We start from the raw sequence: 23,915 nt of genomic DNA, 5'->3' as shown, positions 1-23,915 counted from the left end.
TTATAGACCCCCATCCTCACAGACGTCAACAGTCAATTTCAAAAAACCGACAAGATCGAACAACCAACTGAAAACAAACAACAAATTCAAACGGAAGTTATCAACAGGGCGGAATGCACAAAAGCACCCGCGCCAAAGTGCCCGGTTTCCGGCATTCTCGCAGCAATCGAAGCGAAATCGCCACCCGATAAAACCGAACCAGCATTTTCAAAACCGATGACGCACGATTTCTCGCCGGGCTGCGGGCTCGCCGGTGACCTCCGCCCAGCCTCAACGCCACGCGAAATGCGGTTGCGTCTGCAATCGAGGACGATACTGTTCGGTAGCGGCAATCTCGATCTCCCGCCTCATGCAATCATCGGGCTAACGATCAAGAGCACAATGCATTGCCTCACGAACGATACGCACCGCCACGCTCGCTGAAAGGGTTCGCAAGATGATGAAGGGTTCCGACGTTCTGGTCGCGGCATTGGAGAACGAGGGGGTCGATTGCATCTTCGGCGTACCCGGAGAAGAGAACCTGCATGTCGTGGAGTCGCTGCGCAAATCCCGCATCAAGCTCGTTTTGACCCGGCACGAACAGGCCGCCGCCTTCATGGCCGCGACGCATGGGCGCCTCACCGGCAAGCCGGGCGTCTGCATGGCGACCCTTGGCCCCGGCGCCCTCAATTTTTCGACCGGCGCCGCCTATGCCAATCTCGGTGCCATGCCGATGATCCTGATCACGGGGCAGAAGCCGATCAAGACGGCGCGTCAGGCGCGCTTCCAGATCGTCGATGTCGTTGCCTCCATGCGGCCATTGACCAAGATGGCGCGGCAGATCGTCAGCGTCGGCAGCATTCCCGCCGCCGTTCGCGATGCCTTTCGCGTGGCGATGGAAGAGCGACCGGGCGCCGTACATCTGGAACTGCCGGAGGACGTCGCCGGCGAGACCATCGAACAGGCGCCGATCATTCCCGTTCATCCACTCGACCGGCCGGTGGCGCCTATTGCGGCCATCGACAGGGCCGTCGAAATCATCCTGGCCGCCCGGCGGCCGCTGATCATGATCGGCGCGGCCGGCAGCCGCCCGCGGCTCGTCGACGCGCTCTCGGCCTTCGTTCGCCGCATGCGCATCCCCTTCTTCAACACCCAGATGGGCAAGGGTGCCGTCAATGGCGGCTCCAACCTCTATGTCGGAACAGCCGCCCTTTCCGAGCGCGACTATGTGCATGACGCCATCGATCAGGCGGACCTGATCATTTCCGTCGGCCACGACACGGTCGAAAAGCCGCCCTTCCTGATGCGCAGCGAAGGCGGGCCGAAGGTCCTGCATATCGGCTACAGTTCGGCCAATGTCGAACAAGTCTACCACCCCGACGCGGAAGTGATCGGCGACATCGGCACGACGGTGACCGCACTTGCCGACCGGCTCGGCGGCAAGCTCGACCCCGAACCGCTGCTGCTCGGCCTGCGCCAGACCATCCTCGACAAGCTCAACGAAGGCGCCGAGGAGAACCGGTTTCCAATCACGCCGCAGCGCATCGTCCATGACGTGCGCAAGGTGATGCCGGAAGACGGCGTCGTCTGCCTCGATAACGGCATGTACAAGATCTGGTTTGCCCGGCACTACCGCACCCATGTCGCCAACACGCTGTTGCTCGACAATGCGCTGGCCACCATGGGCGCCGGCCTGCCCTCCGCCATGATGGCGGCGATGCTCTATCCCGAGCGCCGCGTCATGGCCGTCTGCGGAGACGGCGGCTTCATGATGAACTCCCAGGAGATGGAAACCGCCGTTCGCCTCGGGCTCAACCTCGTCGTCGTCATCCTGAACGACAGTGCCTATGGCATGATCCGCTGGAAGCAGGCCGTCGATGATTTCCCGGATTTCGGCCTGACATTCGGCAATCCGGATTTCGTGCGATACGCGCAAGCTTATGGCGCGAAGGGCTCGCGGGTCACGAGCGCGGACGCGCTGGTGCCGACCCTGGAAGCCGCCTTTACCGGTGGCGGCGTGCATCTTGTCGATGTGCCGATCGACTATTCCGAAAACACGCGTGTGCTGGTCGATGAGCTGCGCACGCGCTCGTAAGTCCGTTTTCGCCAGTTGAGCAAGAAGGGTCGCAGCCGTCACCTTCCATATCGGCGATCGGCTCGTCCGAAACGTCTAACAGGACGGCGTGACCACCATCTCACCATGGACCCATGTGTTGGCAATCGAGACGGCGCCATGGCCGCAACTGCCGACAAGCCTTGCGCTGCCATCTTTTGGACTTATATTGCACTGCACTCGGCACCCGTTTTCTGGCCGGGTTTTTCATGGCTGCACGCCGCCTTCACGCGAAAAGCCCCGCTTTTCGCGCACAACCGAAGGATCACTTCATGACTGTTTCAATAAACAATCTTGCTGCCTCTTCCGCGACCGCTTCGGCCAGTGTCGATATCGCCGACGCCGTCAGACGCTCCCGCCAGGCCGTCGGCTACAGCGTCGACGAACTTGCGCTCACCTGCGGGCTGACCGACGTCGAAATCACCAACATCGAGCTTGGCGCCGATGTCGATCCGGGCAAGCTCCGGCGGATTGCCGCCGCACTTCAGTTGCCCGTAACCACCTTCCTGCTCTCCTAGGCCCAGCGGGCGTCGCGCTCGCACGAGACGCGATGCCCGCCCGGCGCTGTGTCGAGCGGGCGCCGTTCGGCCGCCTGTCCCCGTGCCGAGCCTGCGCTCCTCAAACGCGACCATCCCTGGAGCGGAGGCCACTCAGCCGGCAAGCCCCTGTGATAGAATCTCTTTCAATAGCGCAAGCGGCGTCGGCCGACTTGGCACGCTCTGGTGCAGGAAGACGATCCGGCGTTCATAGGCAGCAGCGTCAGGCACCTCGGTCAAGTGAAACCCTTCCCGTCGCTGGCCCTGCCAGGCCGGCACGACCGAGTTTCCCATGCCATTGGCAACAAGGATGGCGATGGTCTCCAGCGCGTCCATGTCGCAACGAATGTCCGGAGCAAGCCCGGCATCGGCAAGATATTGCTGGGATAGCCGCCCGCCCCACGATCCGGGATCGTAACGGATGAACGGCGCCTGCCGGATCTGCTCGGGGATATGATTGGGCGCTGTCTCATCCCTGCTGATGAAAACAAGCGGTTCGCGGCGAATGACATGTGCCGTCAATCCCTTCGGCAACGCGAATGGCGGCTCGACCAACACGGCCGCATCGAGCTCGCCTGAGAACAACTGTTCGTAGAGCTGCAACGACGAGCCGGGACAGAGCACCAGCTTCAGGCTCGGCGCCCGACGGGAGAGTTCGTCCAGAACCTCCGGGAAAATGCCCGTCAATGCTGTCGAGATCGCCCCGATTTTCAACTCAGCGGCAAGCCCGCCACCGGCAACGTCATATCTCAGGTTTTCGGCTTCCCGGATCAGCAGGCGCGCCCGCGGCAACAGCGAGAGGCAAGCCTCTGTCGGCTGGACCGAATGCGCGCCGCGGGCGAGCAGAACGCATCCAAGAGCGCGTTCGAGCGATTGAACGCGCTGGCTGATGGCGGCGGGCGTCAACTTCTCCCGTCGCGCGGCCGCCGCGATGGACCCCGTTTCCACTGTGGCAACCAGGCTTTGCAGGAAACGAATATCCAATATGAATCCTTATTCTCAGCGAAAGAATTACATAGTTTTTCGTAGCCTCTCAAGACGATATCCCTGTGTCAATCAAAGACATGGGGGTTACACATGAAGTCGCTTTTCCATCTCGCCTATCACGTTAGGGATCTCGACGACGCCCGCAGGTTTTACGGCGACGTGCTTGGCTGTGAGGAAGGACGCAGCACGGACACTTGGGTCGATTTCGATTTCTTCGGCCATCAGCTGTCGCTGCATCTCGGTGAGCCTTTCGAAGTCACGCGCACCGGCAAGGTCGGCAACCACCTCGTGCTGATGCCGCATCTGGGCGTGGTGCTGCGCCTTGCCGATTGGTTCGCGCTGGCCAAACGTCTCGAACAGAAAGGCGTGCGCTTCGATATCCCGCCGGTCGTGCGTTTCGAGGGCGAACCCGGCGAGCAGCGCACGATGTTCTTCCTCGATCCGAGCGGCAATCCCATCGAGGTCAAGGGGTTTGCCGATTTCGACAGCCTGTTTGCACGCTGACACAGGAGCCGGACGTCAGGAAGCCGATCGCTTTGGTGGTGAGATAGACAACCGGATAGGAGCGGTTCCCGTCGTCGTACTTCGGCGGGAGATAGACGGTATGTTCGACATCCTTGCCGAGAATTCTGCTGGGCATTTTTTGCCCTTCGAGCACCGTACCCGTATCCGCCGCCCAGGAACTGACCAAGGAAACAAGCACGAGCAAGCCGGCAAGAATGGTCGTTTTAAACATCGAATTCCTCCTGTCTGCTTGCCTGGCAAATAGGAGGAGGAGGGTCGTTGTCAAACATGTCGCCTCGCCTGAGAGCGAGGGGCATTCACCGCGCGCCACGAAAACGCCGATGCGAACCGCACTATCTTGCGTCGTGAAAGATGATGCCGACGGCGTGGCGCAGGCCTGAACGAATACGGCTGACACCGTGACGAAGGTTGACACGATAGTTGCCCTTCGTGCCCTGAACCGGCCGGTTGTGAACGGCAAAGGCCACGGCGTCGCCCTGGCGAAGGGGAACGACTTCAGCCCGGCTTTGCATGCGCGGACGCTGCTCCGTCAGCACGAATTCTCCGCCGGTGAAATCCTGTCCCGGTTCGGAAAGAAGGATCGCAACCTGGATCGGAAAGGCAAGATCGCCATAGAGATCCTGATGCAGGCAATTGAAATCTCCGGGCACATATTGCAGCAGCAATGGTGTCGGCCGAGTCTGGCCCGCATCGTGGCACTGCCGCAGGAACGCCGCGTGCTCGGTCGGGTACCGTCCCCCGATTCCCATCCGGCCGTTCCATTCATTGGCAATGTCGGCAAGGCGGGGATAGAGCGCGGTGCGAAGACCGCCAAGCAGGTCCGGCAGCGGATATTTGAAGTAGCGATATTCCCCCCTTCCAAAACCATGCCGGGCCATGTGGATATGGCTGCGGAAATGCTCTTCCTCCTGATAGAGCGCCGAAATCCGTCGGCACTCCTCCACCGACAGAAGCTTTTCCATGACCGCGCATCCGTAGCCGTTCAAATCGTCGAAAATCGCCTGCCAATCGTAAGCTGCGACACGCGTCGCTGCGGCTTGTCCCACGGGGTCTGGAAGTCCGACTGAAACACCTGGATCCATAGAATTGCCTCCTTGGCGATGAGTGTAGGCTTGCGATCAATGGTCCCTTAAAGTGCACCCCGGAAGGTGAGGTTGATGCGCATCCGGCCAAGGGTCTCGTGTTCGCCGTCCTTCAACTCGGTTACCCCGTGATAAAAAAGGCGCGATCGCCCACCCCAGACCGCGACATCGCCGTGGCGCAGCGCGTATTTGCTGACCGGGTCGGTGCGGTTCAGCCCGCCAAACTGGAATGTCGCGGGAAGGCCGAGCGAAACCGAGACGATGGGGTGCGAGAAATCGCGCTCGTCCTTGTCCTGGTGAAGCGAAAGCCGCGCGCCAGGTTCATACCGGTTGATCAGGCAGGCATCAGGCCTGAAATCGGGATAGCCTGCCTCCGTCGCCGCGGCGATGGCAAGATCGAGGAAGGGCGACGGCAGCGCCGGCCATGGCTTGCCGGTCTCGGGATCGAGCCTGTCGTAGCGGTACCCGCTGCGATCCGTGACCCAACCCGCCGCCCCGCAATTGGTCATCGCGACGGACATCCTGTAGCCACCCGGCGTCACCATATGCCGGAACGGTGCCTCGGCGATGATCGTTCGCAGCGCCGGCAGGATCTGGCCCTCGAGCGGCTGCGCGAAGCCGCGAAGCAGTATCGCCCCTTCGGCCATGGTCTCGCGGGACGGTTCAACGGCAAGCGTGGCGAACAGGTCGGTCATGACGTCGATCCGGAGAGAAAACCGGCGATGTCGGGATGAAGGACCGGACGGTAGCCCGCCCGAAGGGCCTTGACGGTCGAGGGCGGCGTCAGCACCCCCTCGGCGGTGACGTCTGTTTCTGGTCTGAAGTAGCCCGCTTCAGTCCATCGGAAATAGCGCCCGGATACGATCGTGAACGCAAACCCGGATGCCACCAGCATCGTTCCATCAGGCAGATCGGCAAGTTGCGACGGCGGCGGGTGGATGCGCTTTCGTCCGCCAGAAAGTCTCTCGCTGTGGAGCACCGCATCAAGCTCGCCCGCCCAGGCGGCCCTGAAAGAAAGAGCGGCCTCCCGCCGGCAGAAGAAGCAGGGGCGGTGCCCCGCCGCCAGCGCCACGGCCTCGTCGAGAAAGAAAAGCTCGGTCCAGCTTCGGCCGGCCATGACGTCGCGTCGACGATCGCCGTAATCGCAGGTGCAGATCAGCCACGCCTTGGACGTCCACCGCCTTCTCGACAGGGTTTTCGTCTCGGGGTCGTGGATGATGCCGCGGTTGCCGGTGAACAGACCGCGCTGCGCGATGGCGACAATGTCACCGAAGGGCGTCACACGGTTCTGAAGCGGGCGGCGGTTAGTATGCATGTCAGAAGAATTCCCCGGATCGCCTTGCATCCGAAAACGAGACCATTGAGTGATAGGATCACGCAGAGCGCAACACGATCGTCGTGACGCCCGCCGCTCTAACGAGTGGCGGCATCAGGCAATCTTCGCCGAGAAGCAGAAGCCGCGCCACCCGTTTCCTGCGCCTCTGGCGTGGCGTGGCGCGACGCGCCGCTAAGCAGACCGCTGTCATGCGCACAATTTCGGTGCGATGGCTCGTCGCCGAAGTCGACCTTCGGCGCCGAAGCTAAAACCGGCTCAGCCGCGCGCGATCATGCGGACGCAATGGTCGTCCCTCAGCGCGACCAATTGCGAGGACGGCGGCAGACTGTAGACATCGTGCTTTCCGAATTCCCTGGGATAGTAGTCGTAGCCCGGCGGCGGTTCCGGTGTTTCGCGCGTATCCACCGGGCTTTGGCCGGTCAGTTCGGTGACGGGGTCGAGGATGGCCCCGATCAGGCGCCGCGTATAGGGATGCTGCGGTTCGGTGAAAACGCGATCCCAGCTGCCGGTCTCGACGATCTGGCCGAAATACATCACCGCCACACGGTCGCTCATGTGTTCGACCACGCTCAGGTCATGGCTGATCATGATGTAGGACAGATCCAGCTGTCCCTTGAGCTCCAGCAGAAGGTTGATGATCTGGGCGCGGATGGAGACATCGAGCGCCGACACCGGCTCGTCCAGCACCACGACCTTGGGGTTGAGGATGAGTGCGCGGGCAATGCCGATGCGCTGGCGCTGGCCGCCGGAAAACTCATGCGGGAAGCGCTTGGCTTGCTCCGGCTTCAATCCGACCATCTGCATCATGTTTTCGATGCGGCGCGCGATCTCCTTGCGGTCGGAGACTCCATGCAGCCGGAGCGGCGCTGCCAGCGATGTATAGATCGTCTGGCGGGGATTGAGCGACGCGTAGGGGTCCTGGAACACCATCTGCGCCATGCCGGCGCGCTCAAGCCGGGACGGCCGCGCCTTGCCGGTGATCGATCGTCCCTCGAAAAAGATCTCGCCCTCGGTCGGCTCCTGAAGGCCGAGGATCGAAAGCGCAAGCGTCGACTTGCCGCAACCGGATTCGCCGACGATCGACAGGCACTCTCCCCGGTTCAGCGTCAGGCTCAGATCGTTCACCGCACGCAAAGTGCGCCTCGAGCGACCGAAGATGCCGTTGCGCACCGGGAAGTGCACGCTCAGATTATCGACCCTGACCAATGGTTCGTTCTTATCGCTCATGGTTGAAACACTTCACGAAGCCGTCATGGCTGAGGCCGGTTGGCGGTGGAATTTCGGCAGTACAGATGGACGTTGCCTTGTGGCAACGCGGCTGAAAGCGACAACCCGGCGGGAAGCTGGCGATGGAGGGAACCGTGCCCTCGATTTCCTGCAGGCGCTTTCGCCCCTCCTGCCGGCGCGAACCCAGGTGCGGCAGCGATCTGAGCAGACCGTCGGTGTAGGGATGGGCCGGATCGAGGAACAGGTCGGCGACCGGCCGCTCCTCGACCAGGCGCCCGGCATACATGATGCCCACCCTGTTGCACATGTTGGCAATCACGCCCAGATCGTGGCTGATCATCAGGACGGACGTGCCACGCGCGGCGCAAAGCTCCTTGACGAGTTTGAGGATCTCGGCCTGCACGGTGACATCGAGCGCCGTCGTCGGCTCGTCGGCGATCAGCAGGTCCGGATTGCAGGCGAGCGCGATGGCGATCATCACCCGCTGCCGCATGCCGCCGGACATCTGGTGCGGATAGTTCTTCACCCGCTCTTCCGGCGCCGGAACCTGCACGTTGCCAAGTGCCTCGATCGCCAGCTTTTCGGCTTCCTTCCAGGTCGCGCCCTTGTGCAGGACAAACATCTCGGCGATCTGGCGGCCGACCGGAGACAAGGGGTTGAGGGCGGTCATCGGCTCCTGGAAGATCATGGCGATGCGCTCGCCCCGAAGCCGCCGCAGCTCGCGTTTCGAAAGCTCCCTCAGGTCCCGGCCGTCGAACTGCAACGAGCCGCCGGTAACGGCGAGCGGTTTACGCAACAGGCCGATGACCGAAAGCGCGGTAATGCTCTTGCCGCAGCCCGATTCACCCACCAGACCATAGGCTTCGCCGCGCCTGATCGAGAAGGACACGTTGTCGACGACGTTGTGGCTCGTCCTGCCCGATACGATATCGAGGCGGAGGTCCCTGACATCCAACAAATTGTCCGTCATAGCTGCCGTGCCCTCATGTGCGGATCCAGCCAGTCGCGCAGGCCGTCGCCGGAAAGGTTGAGCCCGAGAACCGTGACGAAGATCGCCAGGCCCGGAAAGATCGCCGCCCACGGGGCAATGACGATGAGCTCACGCGCATCCGTCAGCATGTTTCCCCAGCTCGGGAATGGCGGCTTGATGCCGAGGCCAAGATAGGAAAGTGCTGCCTCCGCAAGGATCGCATCGCCCATGCCCAGCGTTCCGATCACCAGGATCGGGCCGATCATGTTGGGCAGGATCTGCGTGATCATGATGCGGATATCGCCATAGCCGAGCGTCTTGGCCGCCTGCACATAGCCTTGCTTCTTCAAGGACAGCGCCGAGCTTCGGGCGATGCGACAGGTCCATGACCAGTTGGTGAGCCCGAGCGCGATCAAGAGGCTGACGAGGCCGGGGCCGAGGATCGCCATGATGGCGAGCGCGAAGATCAGGCTCGGGATCGCCAACATCAGGTTGGTGAGCCCGGTGACGAAATCGTCCCACCAGCCGCCGAAATAGCCGGCCGAAATGCCGAGTGCCAGGCCGATCAGCGTATTGATCACCTGCGAGCCGATACCGACGGCAAGCGAGATGCGAGCGCCATAGAGAATGCGGCTGAGGACGTCGCGCCCTTGCGCATCGGTTCCGAACCAGAACTGCGCGTCCGGCGGCAGTTCCGCATTCATCAGGTCGGCGTCGAGCACCGGATCGGTCGGCGCTATCAAGGGTGCCAGCAGCGCCGCGGCGATGATGACGATACAGATGACGCCACCGATGAGGAGATTGAGCCGTATTCTCATGGATCTATCCGTGGCTGATGCGCGGATCGATGACCGCGTAAAGAATATCGACGATGGTGTTGATGAGCAGGAACCAGAGAACGATGACGAGGATCGCACCCTGAACCACGGGAATGTCGCGCAGACTGACGCTGTCGACCAGCAGAGACCCCAGGCCCGGCCACGAGAACAGCTTCTCGACGACGACCGCCTGCCCCATCATCGAGCCGAACTGCAGGCCGATGGTGGTGATGATCAGCACCAGCACGTTGCGCACGACATGCCATGTGACGAGGCGAAAGCCGTTCATGCCCTTGGCGCGGGCGGTCCGGATGAAATCGGCGTTCATCACGTCGAGCACCGCGGCGCGCGTCGTGCGCGCCAACAGCGCCATCGGCGCAATGCCGAGCGTCAAGGCCGGCAGGATGAGGTTGATCGGTCCGCCTTCACCGTAGCCGAAGCTCGGCAGCCAGCCGAGTGTCAGCGCAAACAGATACATGCCAAGTAGTCCGAGCCAGAACTGCGGCAGCGACAGGCCCGAGATCGCGCCGATCATGGTCAGCGTGTCGATGACGCTGCCCGGCTTCAACGCGGCGATGAAGCCGAGTGGCACCCCGACGAACATCGCGATCGCCATCGCCGCGAACGCCAGCTTCAAGGTCGGCCACATGCGCTCGCCGATCAGATGGACCACCGGCTGGCGGCTGCGGAACGAGGTTCCGAGATCGAACCTGGCGAGATCGGACAGATACGCGCCGAACCGCACGTAAAGCGGTTGGTCGAGGCCGAACTCCCGCGTCATCTTCTCGACGATCTTCGGGTCGCCGCCGCCCTTGCCATTGGCCGTCAGGCTGGTGGCGATGCTGCCCGGCACGACGCTGAAGATCACAAAGATCAACAGCGATATCGCGATGACAGTCGGGATCACCTGCAAAATGCGGCGCACGACGAACTGAAGCATTCATTTCCCCCTCGTCGCCCATCAACGGATGCGCCGGCGATAGCTCCCCGGCACCCGCCAATGACCGATAACACCAGTCTGGCCCGATCATTCCGGCGGACCGTCACATCGTAAGTCTTGCCTTACGTTGGCGACAGCAATGCACGCCAGATACCAACGGAAAAGCCCCGACATCGCACGGGCGACGCCGGGGCGCTTTCATCAACGTCCGGCTGGAACCGTTTCGTCCACCCAGAGCTTCTCATAGGACTGGATCGCCAGTTCGGCAGAGTTCGGCTGCAACCCGTGCAGCCAGGGCTGGTAGGCCATCACCGCCTTGTTGTAGTTGAAGAACCAGACCGGTGCTTCTTCCTGAACAAGGTTGTTTGCCTTGCGCAGCAGCTCGTTCTTTTCCTCGTCGGTCTTGGCGACCTTGGCCGCTTCGAACAGCTTGTCGAAATCGGCATTGGCGAACTTCTGGTAGTTGCACGCCGCCTGGGACGTCTTGGAGTAGAAGCACTGCATCGCCGTCAATGCATCAGGGCCGCTTTCCGAGGACCACATGAACGACTGGAAATCGCCAGCCGGCACGACTTCCGAGAGCACCGAAGCCTCGACCGGCTTTGCCTTTACGCGGATGCCGACCTTTTCCAGCATCGGGATGATCGCCTCGACGATCGTCAGGCCCCAGCTCTCATTCTGCGTCGCCGTCAGTTCGACATCGAAGCCGTCGGCATAGCCGGCCTCGATGAGCAGTGCCTTCGCCTTTTCCGGATCGTAGGCATAGGGCTGGGCGTCCTGGTCATAGGCCGGCGACGACGTCGGCAGCCAGCCGCTCGCCCGGTAGGCCTTGTCCTTCGCCAGCCGCTTGATGATCAGGTCGGCGTTGATCGCATAGTTGAACGCCTGGCGAACGCGCTTGTCCTTGAACGGCTCGAAATCGAGATTGAAGCCGACATAGCGCGTATAGACTTCGGCGACCTCGAGCAGCCCCTTGGACAGCTCCGGATCGGCCTGATAGGCGACGTACTGCGACGGCCCGAGGACGGAGACGTCGACCTCCTTGTTGCGGAACGCAACGTCACGCGCCGAGGCATCGCCCATGATCAGGATGTTGATCTTGTCGGCGTAGGGCTTGTCCTTCTCGTAGTACTTCTCCCATTTCTCGACCGTCAGGCGCGAGCCGGGCACATACTCGGCAAACTTGTAGGGCCCGAGGCCGATCGGATGGCTCTGGAAGCTTTCCTTGTCGGCTTCGCCGGCGGGATAGATCGCCGTGTTGTTGCGCATGAACAGGAAGGCCGGATCAACTGGATCCGTCAGCGTCACTTCCAGCGTGAAATCGTCGACCTTCTTCAGGCCCGAAATCGCCTCGGCCTTGCCGGCCATGTAGTCGGCGCCGCCCTTGATGTTGGCGATGTAGCGCGAGGGTGGATAGGCCTTGGCCGGATCGGCCATGCGGGTGAAGCTCGAGACGATGTCGTCGGCCGTCATCTGCTTGCCGTTGTGGAAATAGGCGTCCTGGCGCAGCTTATAGGTATAGACCAGCTTGTCGGCGGAGATGCCGACATCGGTCGCAAGCGCCAGCACCGGCACGTTCTTGTCCGCGTCCCAGTCATAAAGGGTGCGGTGGATCGCCTTGGCGTAGAATTCGTCCTGCGTCTGCGGCGACGCCTGGATGTCGAGCGTCGAGAAGCTGTCGCCATAGGGCGCCACGAAGTTGACCGTTCCGCCCGCCCGCGGCGTATCGGCCGCCTGGACAGACGCTACGCCTGCCAGCAGCGCTGCCGTCAATGTCGAAAGCAATGCTATTTTCTTCATCATTCCGGTATTCCTCCCCACTTGTTGTTCTGCGTATGGATGAACAAGATCGCGATCTCATCCGACCTCCCGGATCGGCTGAGATGCATGAAGCCGCCCTTGCGGCTCCCTTTCGCCTTCGTCAGGCGTTCTGTCGCTCGAAGACCACCTCGCCGCCCCGGATTGCCAGGGTGCAGCGCGTATCGTTGAGGATGTCTTCGGGGCTGGCCGTCAGCATGTTCCTGGAGAACACGGCGATGTCGGCAAGCTGCCCAGGGACCAGCCGTCCCTTGACCATTTCGAGCTTCTGCGAGAACGCGCCGTATTCGGTGTAGACCTGCAGAGCCTCCTCGATGGAGACCCGCTCGCGAGCATCCATCACGGTGCCCTTGGCTGTCTTGCGCGTCAGCATGCTGTAGATGTTGGGGAACGGATTGGGATGACAGACCGGCGCATCGCTGCCGGTCGCGGGCCTCAGCCCCAGATCCTTCCAGGTCTTCAAGGGATAGCTCGACAGCGCCCGCTCTTCGCCAAGCACCGAGACATAGGCATCGCCGAAATCGTAGATGAACACCTGTTGCGGACACGGATATATGCCCGCCTTCACCATGCGCCGGTGCTGCGTGTCACTGGAAAAACCGCAATGCTCGATCCGATGGCGGCGGTCCGCGTCCGGGATCGCCTCGAGCGCCTTCTCGTAGGCCGTGATCAACTGGTCGATCGCTGCGTCGCCGATGGCATGGCAGGCCAGTTGATAGCCCTTGGCATGCGCGTCGAGCACGAGAGATTCGAGTTCCGAATCCGAGAGAATCTGAACGCCGGTGTTGTCGCCGCCGAGATAGGGGCTGCTCATCCAGGCGGTGCGGCCGCCGGCCGATCCGTCGAGGAAGATCTTGACGGCGCCGACTTTCAGCATGTCGTCGCCGACACCGGAAACAAGGCCCGCCTCGTAGCTCTGCGGCACGATCGAAACCTTGGGGTCGCCGAGAAGAACCAGCCAGGTGCGCACCGGCAGCCTGTTGCTGAGCTTCGCCAGATTGTAGGCCTTGATCTCGTCAAGGCCTGCGACCTGACCGACCGCCGCATCCATGATGCTGGTGATACCGTAGGACAGGAGAAGATTGCCGGCGCTCTCGATCGCATCAATCATGTCGTCGGTCGAAGCTTTCGGGATTGCCGCGCGGACCAGGCCTTGCGCATTTTCTGCGACCAGACCCGTCAGGGCGCCGGAGGCCTGTTCGATCAGACCGCCTTCCGGCACGGCCGTGTTCTCGTCGACGCCGGCAAGGCGGAATGCCTCTGAATTGAAGATCGATACATGCCCGCAGGCGCGCACCACCATGACGGGGTGGTGCAGCGCGACCGCATCGAGTTCGGCGCGAAGCGGATGGCGGCCGGTATCGAGCTTGGTCTGGTCGTAACCGCGCGCCCGGATCCAGGTGCCGGGGGGCGTGCTTTCGGCCTGATGCTTGATTGCAGCCAGCAGGCTTTCGAGGGTCGGTGCTGCCTGCGGCGTCGCGTCGACCCAATTCAACGTCAGGCCGACCGAAATCAGGTGGAGATGTGCGTCGTTGAGACCAGGCGTGGCGAACTGCCCTTGAAGGTCGAGAAGCTCAGTGCCGTCGCCGCGATAGGCCTCCATTTCCTGTCTCGTGCCTGTCGCCAGGATTTTGCCCTGCCAGATCGCCAGGGCCTCGACGACGCCCTCGGCTAGACCGCACCAGATCACGCCGTTGTGCACGATCATGTCGGCGTGAAAACACTGTCCCGCTGGCATCTAAGGCTCCTCCCCTTCGGCCGTCACTGCAATTCAGAGCCACGCTTCGTTGCACGCGCGGCCCTCGGCACAGCCCGTGTCTCCCGCCCCCGCCAGTGGCGCGCCGAAACTGGATCTTTATCCGTTCCGGTGCAGCGCTCTCATGGGCCACAAGTTGTGCAGTTGGGGATGCTAGAGAAAAGGAAAGCGGCTCGCCAATGCATAGAATTTCAAGCGCTATGAAATTATTGCATAACAGCTCTGGGTAGATCGGTCGCCAGACTTGCAGGACCTGCACGACTGCGCCGCACCGGCGATACACTTCCCTATCGAGAACTTAAGAACGGCGCGTGGCGCGCGGACAGCGGCGCTACTGCATAATTCCTTAAATCGGAATCGATTTAAGGATAAAATTATGCAGCAAGTTAAGAGCGTTACAGCGTCCTTTGCGCCTCATATTTGACGCACGGCGCTGTAGGGCGGGAAGCGTCCAGAGTGTCAGGCTGCCCGCCAATGCGACACCACGCCTATGCCGAACGACAGCGGCGCGCGTCAAAGATGACGCGCGCCGCGGTAACCCACTTCAGTGGCGATTACGAGCGCTTTTGCAACGTCGCATAGACAACGTTGCGGTTCGCTCCGAACGTCACGTGCGATTCGAAATTGGAGCCGTCGACACTTTCGTTGACGATGCTCCACATGTCCGACTGCGAGCGCAGCAGCAGCGCCCAGTTCATGAAGGTCTCCATATAGCCGTCGACGCCGATGTCCGTTGCGAAATTGGCGAAGAGGAAGACGCCGTTGGGCTTCAGCATCTGCAGGCAGCGGCGTGTGAGCTTCACCGCCACGTTGTGGGGCAGGTAGTCGTAAAGCCCTGCCGCGTAGACGAAGTCGAACTTGCCGAGCTTGTGCGCCCGGGTGAGAATCCCACGGACGGAGCCGTCGATCGCCTCGACCCTGGTTCCCCGAAAATCCCTGGTGATGGATCCGACACTGAGCGGGTCCTGGTCGAGCGCGACCCAGCGCTTTATGCGCCCTTCCTGCAGAGCAACCGAACGGTTTGCCTCGCGCAGATGCCCGGCGGCAATCGTCAGGATTTCCGCCTCCCCACCGCGCGTGGCCGCGATCTCATCGACATGCTGCGTCAGCAGATCCCGGCGCTCCCGCACGGCAACCGACGACGAGGCGTCCTTGGTATAGTCATAGAGAGCCTTGCCCATTGGCGACGCCTTGGCGATCTCACCGGCAACGCTGGGGTGGCCGTAGATGAAGTCGAGCAATTGGGCGTCGCCCGAGTAACCCCGCGGTTTTTCGAAGGACCAGCGGGTAAAAGGGTCCTGGAGGAAGAATTCCGACACCGGATGTTTTTGTGCGATCGGAATCAGTTCCTGCCAAACGCTCGGATGAAATTTTGCGCGCGTCTCGTGAAGTGCTGCCGCCAATCGATGTATTATCTTCCTGGGGTCCAGTTGCTGAGCAAATTGCTGCTGTGCAATTTGGAGAATCAGCGCGAGTTCGGCTTTTCCTGTTGCAAACTGCTCGTCATAAAACTCACTTCTTGACGAAGCGAACTCGGTTGCGATTGATTGGGGAGTAATAAGACTTTCGCCATCGAACACGATTTGAAGCTGGCTCACGCAAAACCCATCCGTTAATGCTCTGTTAACAATATGGGTAAGAATGCGCGAACTGCGTCTCGAATTGCAAGTTTTTGTAGAGTATATGGTAAATACTGGCGGACAGTATCCATTTGGATACACCCCTGCACCGGCCGTCAGTCTCGGCTAATTTATCAAAATTTAATAGGCGTCTTCTACGATGTCGTTGACGCCTGCCTGTCCTTGTTGTGGTACCCAGTGAATGGCAAGCGTGGAGCGTCTGAAGCAACGTCCAGAGATGGAAAAACGAGACCAGATTTCCGTTGAGCGCGACGCAACTCCCTGGACCGGTGCATGAAGCAAACCCTGGCCGACGTCGTTGAGATAGATTTGCACAAGCAGCCACTCAGACCGCTGCCGGCGGAGCTGCGCGTACTCTATCGCCAGGAAGGCGAAACGACACGCAGGGAAGCGACGAGAAAAGGGCTGTGGATCGCCGTTGCGGTCTATCTCCTGTTTTCGATTACCGACCTGTTGCTGATCTCCGATGTCGCACGCTACACGATCGCCTCGCGCTTTGTCGTAGGCGCGGTTGCGCTTGCCGTCCTGGAAATCCAGGTCCACTTCAACGTTAAGACGGACTGGCTGGACAGGACCTGTTCCGGCGCGCTTGTTTTCGGCTATCTCGGCTGGCTCATTCCGGCAATGATGACCGCGCACACGCAGAACATGTCCTACTACATGATCTTCGGTGCCATCTTCATGATGGGCGCCAACCTGTTCTTCATCTTCCAGTTCCGCCTTTCGGTGATCTCGTCGAGCATCATCCTTGGCGCCTTTTTCCTCGATCTCTTATATTTCTCGCCGCAGAACCCCTCCTACCAGCTGGCCTTCGGCACCTTTTTCGTCTCCTGTTTCGTCTTCACCTCCTACGTCAACTGGAAGCTCAACCGCGAACGTTACAAGGTCTTCCTCAATGCGTTCGAGGCAAGGGTGCAACAGCGTGAGGCGACCGAGCGCGGCAAGGCGCTGCTCAGGCTCTCCAACACCGATTCCCTGACCGGTCTCGACAATCGCCGAGCCGTGGACCAGAAGCTCAGGGAATACTGGGGCGACTGGCAAAAGTTCGGCGACAGCTTCGCAGCGATCCTGATCGACGTCGACTTCTTCAAGAAATACAACGACTGCTATGGTCACCAGGAAGGCGACCGTTGCCTCATTCTCGTGGCCAACACGCTGAAGGAATCGATCGAGCAACTCGACGCGTCCATCGGCCGCTACGGCGGCGAAGAATTCATCATCCTCGCGCGTATGGACACGCGCGAAGAAGCAGCCGATCTCGCCGACGCCATTTGCCGCACGGTGCAGCGCCTCGAACTGGTGCACGGACAGCGGCGCGACGGCACGTCCATCGTCACGGTCAGTGTCGGCGCCGCCTTCACCAGACATCAGACGGGCTCCAAGCTCGAGCGGATCATCCACGAGGCCGACCGGGCGCTTTACGCTGCGAAGGCGAGTGGCCGCAACTGCGCCAGGGTCTTCGACCCGAACGACCCGCAGACCAGCGACGAGAGCGAGAACATCGCCGCGCTCTTGAAGATCGCGACCGATCAGGATCTCGTCTCCCTCGTCTACCAGCCGATCAAGAATGTCGCGACGGGCCGCGTCGAGGCCGTCGAAGCGCTGATGCGACTGAAAATGCTGGATGGGACCGCGGTTCCCCCGAGCCTTTTCATCCCCATTGCCGAGCGCACCGGCGCCATCATCGACCTGGGGCGCTGGGCAATCCGCACGGTCTGCCGCGAGCTTCTCGCAAACGATCATGTGCCTGTCGTCAGCGTCAATGTCTCGCCTATCCAGCTGAAGACGCCGGGCTTTGCCACATCCGTTGCCGCTATCCTTGGTGAGACGGGAGTGGCCGGCGGCCGGCTCGCCTTCGAAATTACCGAGGGCCTCGAGATGGAGATGCACTCGGACGTGCTGCGCTGCATCAGCGACCTCGAAACGCTGGGCATCCGGATTTGGCTCGACGATTTCGGGACGGGCTTTGCCGGCCTTTCCTGGCTCCGTCTGATCGATTTCGATACGGTCAAGATCGACCGCTCGTTCCTTCACGATTGCGGCACGCCAAAGGGCAAGGCAATGCTGAAGGATATCATCGGGCTGGTCAGGAATCGCGGACACAAGATCCTGGTGGAAGGTGTCGAAACCGAGGAACAAATGGCGCTGATGCGGGCGTTCCGCATCGACCATGTTCAGGGCTTCCATGTCGGCCGCCCCGCTTCCGCTGCGAACTATCGCAAAAGCGCGGATACTGAACTGCGCCCGACCAACCTCGTCAGACCGGCATAAAAACGCAAGCGCCAGTCCTCACCAACGAACGCCCGTCTTGCGCGTCCTCATTGGCGCAAGTGCTCTACCGCTAGCCCGGGGGCACTTCTCCCAGCCGCCGCAGTGTCATAGGTCACCTGCTACCGAGTCCAGCGCTATGGCCAGGCGGCGTAACTGGTGTTGAGATCGCTTCTTTTCGCCACCGCGCCAGCCCGGTGCGCCCGCGGCGATATTCCGGTCAGCCGTTTGAAGAAGCGGCTGAAATAGGCCGCATCCCTGAAGCCGAGGCTTTCGGCGACTTCTGCGACCTGCAGGCCGGAATTGTCGAGCAGTATCACCGCCTCGGTCATCAACCTTGCATGGATGAGTTCCATCGGCGTGCGGCCGGTGGCCCGACGGACGGCGGTGTTGAGCCGATCTGCGGTCACCCCGAGCAGATGCGCATATTCCGCGAGCGCCCAATGGTCGCGCAGGTGGAGTTCCACCAGATGGACGAAGCCGCGCACGATAGCCCGAGGCGAGGGCTGCGGCCGGTCGTGGCCGGTGCCCGCCAGCCGCCAGATGGCAATCAGGGTCAATGCCAGGTGGTGGCGGATTACCTCCTGCGCCCCCGCTTCGTTGGCCCTCAGTTCCTGTTCGATTGCCTGCAGACCCGCCGCAAGCTGCCTGGCCGCGACCAGCGGAATGCGCGCACCGAGGATCGGCCTGGCGATCGCTTCACGAACCTGCGCAAAAACTGCCCCCATCGGCATCGCCGAACCCAGCACGACATCGGGAATGGCGAGCGATGCCCCTTCCGCTCCTGCATCAAAGATGACGGCACCGGTCTCGCCCGCGGGTGCCCAGACGATCGCCGGCCCCTGCAGCGGCACGTCGTAGCGACCCAGGCGGATATGGCCGCCGCCGGAAAGGAGCAGGAAGATACGGTTGCGCGTGCCGCGAAAGGTCCATTCCGACGGCGAGAGCGCGGCGCGAAAGAACCGCGCCTCCGTGGGCCCGGGCGGACGTGCGGAACCGCCTGTTGTGGCGGTCGTCGCGTTGTTGGTCGAACCCGGCAATGTGTCGCTCCCGTTTCCGTGAAAAGTACAAGTATCTCTTGTAAAAGTCTATTCCGTCTAGGACGGGCGACAGCTAGCGTGATGATGTCGAAATCGGCGAGCCTGGAAGTGGAGGAGAACAAGCCTTCAGGCGCGGCGCGACGCAACGGCCCGCAGCTTAAGGGCCACATGGGAGGAAAATCATGAAAACCTTTCGACGCAGGCAGGTCCTGCGAACGACGGCGCTTGCCGCGATCATGCTGGCTGCCGGTATCGCAAACCCTGCCAGTGCGCAGGACAGGAAATCCGTAAAGATCGGCTACGCAATCTCCAAGACCGGCCCCAATGCCGGCGGTGCGGGCATCACCACATTGCCGAACTACCAGCTCTGGATCAAAGACGTGAACGATGCCGGCGGTCTCGAACTGCCCGACGGTAGCAAGCTGCCGATCGAAGTCGTCGAATATGATGACCGTTCCTCCTCGGAAGAAGTGGTGCGCGCCGTCGAGCGCCTGGCGACGCAGGACGAGGTGGATTTTATCCTGGTGCCATGGGGAACCGGCTTCAACCTGGCGGTCGCGCCGCTGTTTGACCGCTACGGCTATCCGCAGCTTGCGGTATCGGCAGTTACCGACAAGGCGCCGCAGTTCGTCCAGCGTTGGAAGAAGAGCTTCTGGATGCTCGGCGGCGGTCACGACTATGCCAAGGCGCTGGCTGCAATCCTGGCCGAAGCCGGCAAAACCGGCGCGATCAACAACAGGGTCGCCATGGTTTCCGTTGCCGACGGGTTTGGCATCGATCTGGTAACGGCAGCGCGTCCGGCTTTCGAGGAGACGGGCATCGAGGTGGTCTACGACAAGACCTATCCGGTCGGGACCTCGGATTTCTCGCCAATGATCAACGAAGCGAAGGCAAGTGGCGCCGACACTTTCGTTGCCTTCTCCTACCCCCCGGACACGTTTGCCTTGACCCAGCAGGCCCAGGTCGCAAGCTTCAATCCCAAGGTTCTCTATCTCGGCGTCGGCACCGGTTTTCCCGCCTACGGCAAGAACAACGGCGACAACGCCACGGGGATCATGAGCCTTGGCGGCATCGACCCGAACAACCAGGCGAATGCCGATTACCGCAAGCGCCACGAAGCCGTCACCGGCACCGCTCCCGATTACTGGGGCAGCGTCATCACCTATGCCAGCCTGCAGATGCTGCAGGAGGCAATCAAGCGCAAGGGTCTCGATCGCGAAGCCGTTTCGGCCGAACTCGCAAGCGGCACCTTCCAGACGGTGGTCGGCGAAACCAGGTTCGAGGACAACCAGCTGCGTACGCTGTGGTGGACCGGCCAGTGGCAGAACGGCGCCTTCGTCGGCGTTGCGCCGGGTGATCGGGCCGGCGTCAGCAAGGTCGTCCTGCCGCGGCGGGAGTGGAAGCAGAACTGACCCAGGCGAACGTCTCGCGCACCCGTCCCTCTCCCTGTCTCAACGGAGAGAGGGACGAAGCCGCCGCGCCGAGAGTTCGCCAACAGTGGTCACGAAGCGGAAAAATTGAAGTGCAGCCCTTCATCGCAGGAGAAGGGCGGCAGGAAGGCGTGGCGCCCAAGGCGCGCATGCCCCTGATAACGCATGAAGGAGGAGGCCGATGCTCGTCACGGCCCTGTTGTCCGGGCTTGTGCTCGGAGGAACTTACGCGCTGGTCGCCATGGGACTGACATTGCAGTACGGCATCGCGCGCATCATGAATCTGGCCTATGGCGAAGTGGTGATCGCCGCGGCCTTTCTGGCCTATACGCTGTTCACCGCCTGGGGCATCAGCCCGGTTGCCGGCCTGTTGATCGCAGCCCCCGCCGGCTTCGCGCTCGGCTATGTCATCTACGGCGTGATGATGCGTCCGCTGGTTGCCCGCGCCCGGGACAAGGCGAGCCTTGAGATCGATTCCATCCTTGCAACCTTCGGCCTCCTCTTCGTCATCCAAGGCGTTCTGCTGGTGGTTTTCGGTGCCAATTTCACCAGCTACAGCTATCTCAATGTCGCAGTGAACGTCCTCGGCACCACGCTTGCCGCCAACCGATTGCTCGCCTTCGTCCTGGCCGCAGTCTTTGCCGGCGGGCTGTATCTGCTCCTGACCCGCACCCTGTGGGGCACGGCACTTCGTGCGGTTTCGGTCGCACCCGGCTCGGCGCCGCTGGTCGGCATCGATGTCGATCGCGCGGCGCGCATGGCCTTTGCGCTCGGCGGCGCGCTGGCGGCGGCCGGTGGGGTGGTCATCTCGATGTACCAAACCTTCACCGCGACATCCGGCGTCGTCTTCACCATGAAGGCGCTGATCGTCGTCATCATGGGCGGCGTCGGCAATATCCTCGGCGCCTTGTCGGCAGGCCTGATCCTGGGCGTGGTCGAGACCTTCGTCGCCACCTACCTCGACCCTGGCCTCACACTCGCTGCAACCTATGCCATCTTTCTCGTCGTGCTGCTCTGGCGGCCGTCCGGACTGTTCGGGAGGATTGCCCGATGAACCGCGACATCGTTTTTGCCACCGCCGGCTTCGTCGCGGTCGTAGCAGCGCTCGCCAGCGTGCCCGTTTTTGCCGGGCCCTACGGTGTGACGCTGATGATCGGCCTGCTCGGCTATGTCACGCTCGCCTCCGCCTGGTCGCTGTTTTCCGGCCCGACACGATATGTGTCGCTGGCAACCGTCGCCTTCTTCGGCCTCGGCGCCTATACCGTTGCCGTCTTCAGCGAGAGCCTGAGCTATCCCTTGCTGCTCGTCGTCGCCGGACTGATCGGCCTCGGGCTGGCAGTCGTCGTCGGCCTTGCGACGTTGCGGCTTGCCGGCGTCTACTTCGTGATCTTCACCTTCGGCCTTGCCGAGCTCGTACGCCAGCTCGTCACCTGGTACGAGGTCAACATGACCGGGACGCTCGGCCGCTACATTTTCCTGCCGGTCACGCCGGAAGGCATCTACTGGCAGCTGCTGGCGCTTGCGGCCCTCACCTTCGTGATCGCCTGGGCGATCGGCCGCAGCCGCATCGGCCTGGCTTTGAAGGTGATCGGCGACGACGAGGTGGTGGCGAGCCATTGCGGCATCGACATCGCCAGGGTCAAGCTCGCGCTCTTTGCCGTCAGTTCGGTGATCATCACCCTTGTCGGCGCGATCCAGGCGCCGCGCTGGACCTATGTCGAACCGTCGATCGCCTTCAACCCGACCATTTCCTTCCTGACGCTGATCATGGCGCTGCTCGGCGGAGCAAACCGGCTCTATGGGCCGATGCTCGGTGCCGTGCCGCTGTTCCTGCTGTTCGAATGGCTGTCGGCGAATTTCCCGAACCACTATTCGATCATCCTCGGCCTCTTGTTCATCGCCATCGTCTTCGTTCTGCCCCGCGGCGTGCTCGCCTTTGTCGAGGAACATTGGACGCGCCTGCGCGGCAACGACACGCGAGCCGGGAAAGGAGCTGCCGAATGAGCGAACTGCTGACGGTCTCCAATCTCACCAAACGCTTCGGCGGCCTGACCGCCGTCAACGACGTATCGTTCTCGCTGGCGCCGGGAGAAATTGTCGGGCTGCTCGGACCGAACGGGTCGGGCAAGACCACTGTGCTCAATATGGTTTCGGGCTATCTGGCCCCAAGCGGCGGCACGATCGCTCTGCGGAGGCAGGTCGTTTCCGGGCTGGCGCCCAACCGCATCGCGCTCAAGGGTGTCGCCAGAACCTTCCAGCTGGTGCGCGGCCTGCCGTCTCTCACCGTTGCTGAAAACGTCATCGCCGCGCTTGCCTTTGGCAAACGCCCGCTTTGGGGATCGGCCGCGGCCACCGAGGCGCTCGCCTGCCTCGAACAGGTCGGGCTTGCGCACAAGGCGCAGCAGAGCGCCAAGGACCTGACCTACATCGATCAGAAGCGAATGGAGCTAGCCCGGGCACTTGCCGCGGAACCGGAACTGCTGCTGCTCGACGAGTGGCTGGCGGGTCTCAACCCGACAGAGCTTTTGACGGGAATAGACCTGATCCGTAGCCTTCGCAGCCGCGGCATCACCATTCTTCTGGTCGAACACGTGATGGATGCCATCCGCGCGCTCTGCGACCGCTGCATCGTCATGAACGCCGGACGCAAGATCGCCGACGCACCAACGGCGGAGGCACTTTGCGACCCGGAGGTGGTCAGGGCCTATCTGGGAGATGGTCATGCTTGAAGTCAGCGATCTCTCGCTCCACTACGGCCGTCACATCGCCCTGCACCAGCTTTCGCTCAAGGTCGGCAAGGGTGAGACCGTCGTTATTCTCGGCGCCAACGGTGCCGGCAAATCCTCGCTGCTGAAATCGATCGCCGGCCTGACCAAGCCGGACGCCGGCGCACTGATATCCTTCGACAAGCGCGTCATCACCGGGACACCCGCGCATGACGTTCTGGAAGCGGGCATCGCGCTGGTGCCAGAGGGCCGCGGCGTTTTCGGCGATCTGACGGTGGAAGAAAACCTTGCCCTCGGCGCCTATGCCAAGCGCGCCCGACAGGGCGCCAGGGACCGGCAGGATTTCGTCTACAGCCTGTTTTCGAAGCTGCGCGATCGGCGAAGCCAATATGTCAACACCATGTCCGGCGGCGAGCAGCAGATGGTTGCGATCGGTCGGGCGCTGATGTCGAAGCCCGATCTTCTCATGCTGGACGAACCGAGCCTCGGTCTTGCACCGGTCGTCGTCGGTGAGCTGTTCGCCAGTCTTGCCCGCATCAAGGCGGCCGGCCTGGCGCTGCTGATCGTCGAGCAGAACGTGAAAATGACGCTTTCGATTGCTGATCGCGGCTATCTCGCAGAAGCCGGCCGCATTACCGGTGAAGGCACCGCACAGGCATTGATGAGCGACGCTGCCGTGCAGCGCGCCTTCCTCGGCGCCGCCAACTGAACAGACAAGGAGAAA

22 protein-coding genes are annotated in these 23,915 nt (G+C 61.9%); 9 read left to right on the top strand and 13 right to left on the bottom strand.

The window, feature by feature from the left end; translation table 11 throughout:
* Positions 1–436: 436 nt before the first annotated feature.
* Both BC363_RS31910 and BC363_RS31905 read left to right on the top strand, forming a co-directional pair.
* Positions 437–2,074 (top strand): acetolactate synthase large subunit, encoded by a 1,638-nt coding sequence (locus tag BC363_RS31910; protein WP_065785273.1) that lies wholly within the window; start codon positions 437–439, stop codon positions 2,072–2,074.
* 290 nt (positions 2,075–2,364) lie between these two features.
* The gene (locus BC363_RS31905; RefSeq protein WP_065785272.1) at positions 2,365–2,610 is read left to right on the top strand and encodes a helix-turn-helix domain-containing protein; all 246 of its coding nucleotides are present in this window, start codon (positions 2,365–2,367) and stop codon (positions 2,608–2,610) included.
* A 132-nt stretch (positions 2,611–2,742) separates the two neighbouring features.
* Here BC363_RS31905 and BC363_RS31900 read toward each other — a convergent pair whose 3' ends face one another.
* Positions 2,743–3,612 carry a LysR family transcriptional regulator gene (locus BC363_RS31900; RefSeq protein WP_065785271.1) on the bottom strand — a complete coding sequence of 290 codons (870 nt, stop codon included), beginning with the start codon at positions 3,610–3,612 and terminating at the stop codon, positions 2,743–2,745.
* A 93-nt stretch (positions 3,613–3,705) separates the two neighbouring features.
* Here BC363_RS31900 and BC363_RS31895 point away from each other — a divergent pair, with 93 nt between their 5' ends.
* Positions 3,706–4,119, top strand: coding sequence for a VOC family protein (locus BC363_RS31895; RefSeq protein WP_065785270.1), 414 nt, complete (start codon positions 3,706–3,708; stop codon positions 4,117–4,119).
* Here the strand turns inward: BC363_RS31895 and BC363_RS31890 are convergent.
* The 11 genes from BC363_RS31890 to BC363_RS31840 all read right to left on the bottom strand — a co-directional run bounded on the left by BC363_RS31890 (position 4,079) and on the right by BC363_RS31840 (position 15,685).
* Positions 4,079–4,351, bottom strand: coding sequence for a hypothetical protein (locus BC363_RS31890; protein ID WP_065785269.1), 273 nt, complete (start codon positions 4,349–4,351; stop codon positions 4,079–4,081). The genes BC363_RS31895 and BC363_RS31890 overlap by 41 nt on opposite strands.
* Before the next feature lie 121 nt (positions 4,352–4,472).
* Positions 4,473–5,222: a 2OG-Fe(II) oxygenase gene (locus BC363_RS31885; RefSeq protein WP_065785268.1), complete on the bottom strand. Its 750-nt coding sequence runs from the start codon at positions 5,220–5,222 to the stop codon at positions 4,473–4,475.
* Positions 5,223–5,269: 47 nt separating this feature from the next.
* On the bottom strand, positions 5,270–5,917 hold the full coding sequence (gene alkB / locus BC363_RS31880) for a DNA oxidative demethylase AlkB (RefSeq protein WP_065785267.1): 648 nt from the start codon (positions 5,915–5,917) through the stop codon (positions 5,270–5,272).
* Positions 5,914–6,537, bottom strand: coding sequence for a hypothetical protein (locus tag BC363_RS31875; RefSeq protein WP_065785266.1), 624 nt, complete (start codon positions 6,535–6,537; stop codon positions 5,914–5,916). Before BC363_RS31875 ends, alkB begins: the two co-directional genes overlap by 4 nt.
* A gap of 276 nt (positions 6,538–6,813) precedes the next feature.
* The gene (locus BC363_RS31870) at positions 6,814–7,785 is read right to left on the bottom strand and encodes an ATP-binding cassette domain-containing protein (RefSeq protein WP_065785265.1); all 972 of its coding nucleotides are present in this window, start codon (positions 7,783–7,785) and stop codon (positions 6,814–6,816) included.
* Positions 7,775–8,755 (bottom strand): ABC transporter ATP-binding protein, encoded by a 981-nt coding sequence (locus tag BC363_RS31865; protein WP_065785264.1) that lies wholly within the window; start codon positions 8,753–8,755, stop codon positions 7,775–7,777. Before BC363_RS31865 ends, BC363_RS31870 begins: the two co-directional genes overlap by 11 nt.
* Positions 8,752–9,573 carry an ABC transporter permease gene (locus tag BC363_RS31860; protein ID WP_065785263.1) on the bottom strand — a complete coding sequence of 274 codons (822 nt, stop codon included), beginning with the start codon at positions 9,571–9,573 and terminating at the stop codon, positions 8,752–8,754. The genes BC363_RS31865 and BC363_RS31860 overlap by 4 nt, the downstream gene beginning before the upstream one ends.
* A gap of 4 nt (positions 9,574–9,577) precedes the next feature.
* Positions 9,578–10,513: an ABC transporter permease gene (locus BC363_RS31855; protein WP_065785262.1), complete on the bottom strand. Its 936-nt coding sequence runs from the start codon at positions 10,511–10,513 to the stop codon at positions 9,578–9,580.
* 201 nt (positions 10,514–10,714) lie between these two features.
* Positions 10,715–12,313, bottom strand: coding sequence for an ABC transporter substrate-binding protein (locus BC363_RS31850; protein ID WP_083223615.1), 1,599 nt, complete (start codon positions 12,311–12,313; stop codon positions 10,715–10,717).
* A gap of 121 nt (positions 12,314–12,434) precedes the next feature.
* Positions 12,435–14,069, bottom strand: a complete 1,635-nt coding sequence (locus BC363_RS31845) for an amidohydrolase (RefSeq protein WP_065785260.1) — start codon at positions 14,067–14,069, stop codon at positions 12,435–12,437.
* Positions 14,070–14,641: 572 nt separating this feature from the next.
* On the bottom strand, positions 14,642–15,685 hold the full coding sequence (locus BC363_RS31840; RefSeq protein WP_065785259.1) for a class I SAM-dependent methyltransferase: 1,044 nt from the start codon (positions 15,683–15,685) through the stop codon (positions 14,642–14,644).
* Positions 15,686–16,000: 315 nt separating this feature from the next.
* Between BC363_RS31840 and BC363_RS31835 the strand changes: the two genes are divergently transcribed.
* The gene (locus tag BC363_RS31835) at positions 16,001–17,998 is read left to right on the top strand and encodes an EAL domain-containing protein (protein WP_065785258.1); all 1,998 of its coding nucleotides are present in this window, start codon (positions 16,001–16,003) and stop codon (positions 17,996–17,998) included.
* Positions 17,999–18,132: 134 nt separating this feature from the next.
* On the opposite strand, the gene BC363_RS31830 is transcribed toward BC363_RS31835, so the two are convergent.
* A complete protein-coding gene (locus tag BC363_RS31830) occupies positions 18,133–19,035 on the bottom strand; it encodes a helix-turn-helix domain-containing protein (protein WP_083223609.1) in 903 nt (300 codons plus the stop codon).
* A 182-nt stretch (positions 19,036–19,217) separates the two neighbouring features.
* Here BC363_RS31830 and BC363_RS31825 point away from each other — a divergent pair, with 182 nt between their 5' ends.
* The 5 genes from BC363_RS31825 to BC363_RS31805 all read left to right on the top strand — a co-directional run bounded on the left by BC363_RS31825 (position 19,218) and on the right by BC363_RS31805 (position 23,900).
* Complete coding sequence (locus BC363_RS31825; RefSeq protein WP_065785257.1) at positions 19,218–20,447, top strand: amino acid ABC transporter substrate-binding protein; 1,230 nt, start codon at positions 19,218–19,220, stop codon at positions 20,445–20,447.
* 199 nt (positions 20,448–20,646) lie between these two features.
* A complete protein-coding gene (locus tag BC363_RS31820; RefSeq protein ID WP_065785256.1) occupies positions 20,647–21,519 on the top strand; it encodes a branched-chain amino acid ABC transporter permease in 873 nt (290 codons plus the stop codon).
* Positions 21,516–22,469 carry a branched-chain amino acid ABC transporter permease gene (locus tag BC363_RS31815; RefSeq protein WP_065785255.1) on the top strand — a complete coding sequence of 318 codons (954 nt, stop codon included), beginning with the start codon at positions 21,516–21,518 and terminating at the stop codon, positions 22,467–22,469. The genes BC363_RS31820 and BC363_RS31815 overlap by 4 nt, the downstream gene beginning before the upstream one ends.
* On the top strand, positions 22,466–23,194 hold the full coding sequence (locus tag BC363_RS31810) for an ABC transporter ATP-binding protein (protein WP_065785254.1): 729 nt from the start codon (positions 22,466–22,468) through the stop codon (positions 23,192–23,194). Before BC363_RS31815 ends, BC363_RS31810 begins: the two co-directional genes overlap by 4 nt.
* On the top strand, positions 23,187–23,900 hold the full coding sequence (locus BC363_RS31805) for an ABC transporter ATP-binding protein (protein WP_065785253.1): 714 nt from the start codon (positions 23,187–23,189) through the stop codon (positions 23,898–23,900). Before BC363_RS31810 ends, BC363_RS31805 begins: the two co-directional genes overlap by 8 nt.
* Positions 23,901–23,915 lie beyond the last annotated feature (15 nt).

Source organism: Ensifer sp. LC384, assembly GCF_001695865.1.
Classification (GTDB): domain Bacteria; phylum Pseudomonadota; class Alphaproteobacteria; order Rhizobiales; family Rhizobiaceae; genus Ensifer.
The sequence above is the reverse complement of the archived record's forward strand: the minus strand, read 5'-3'. Positions and strand labels throughout refer to the sequence as shown.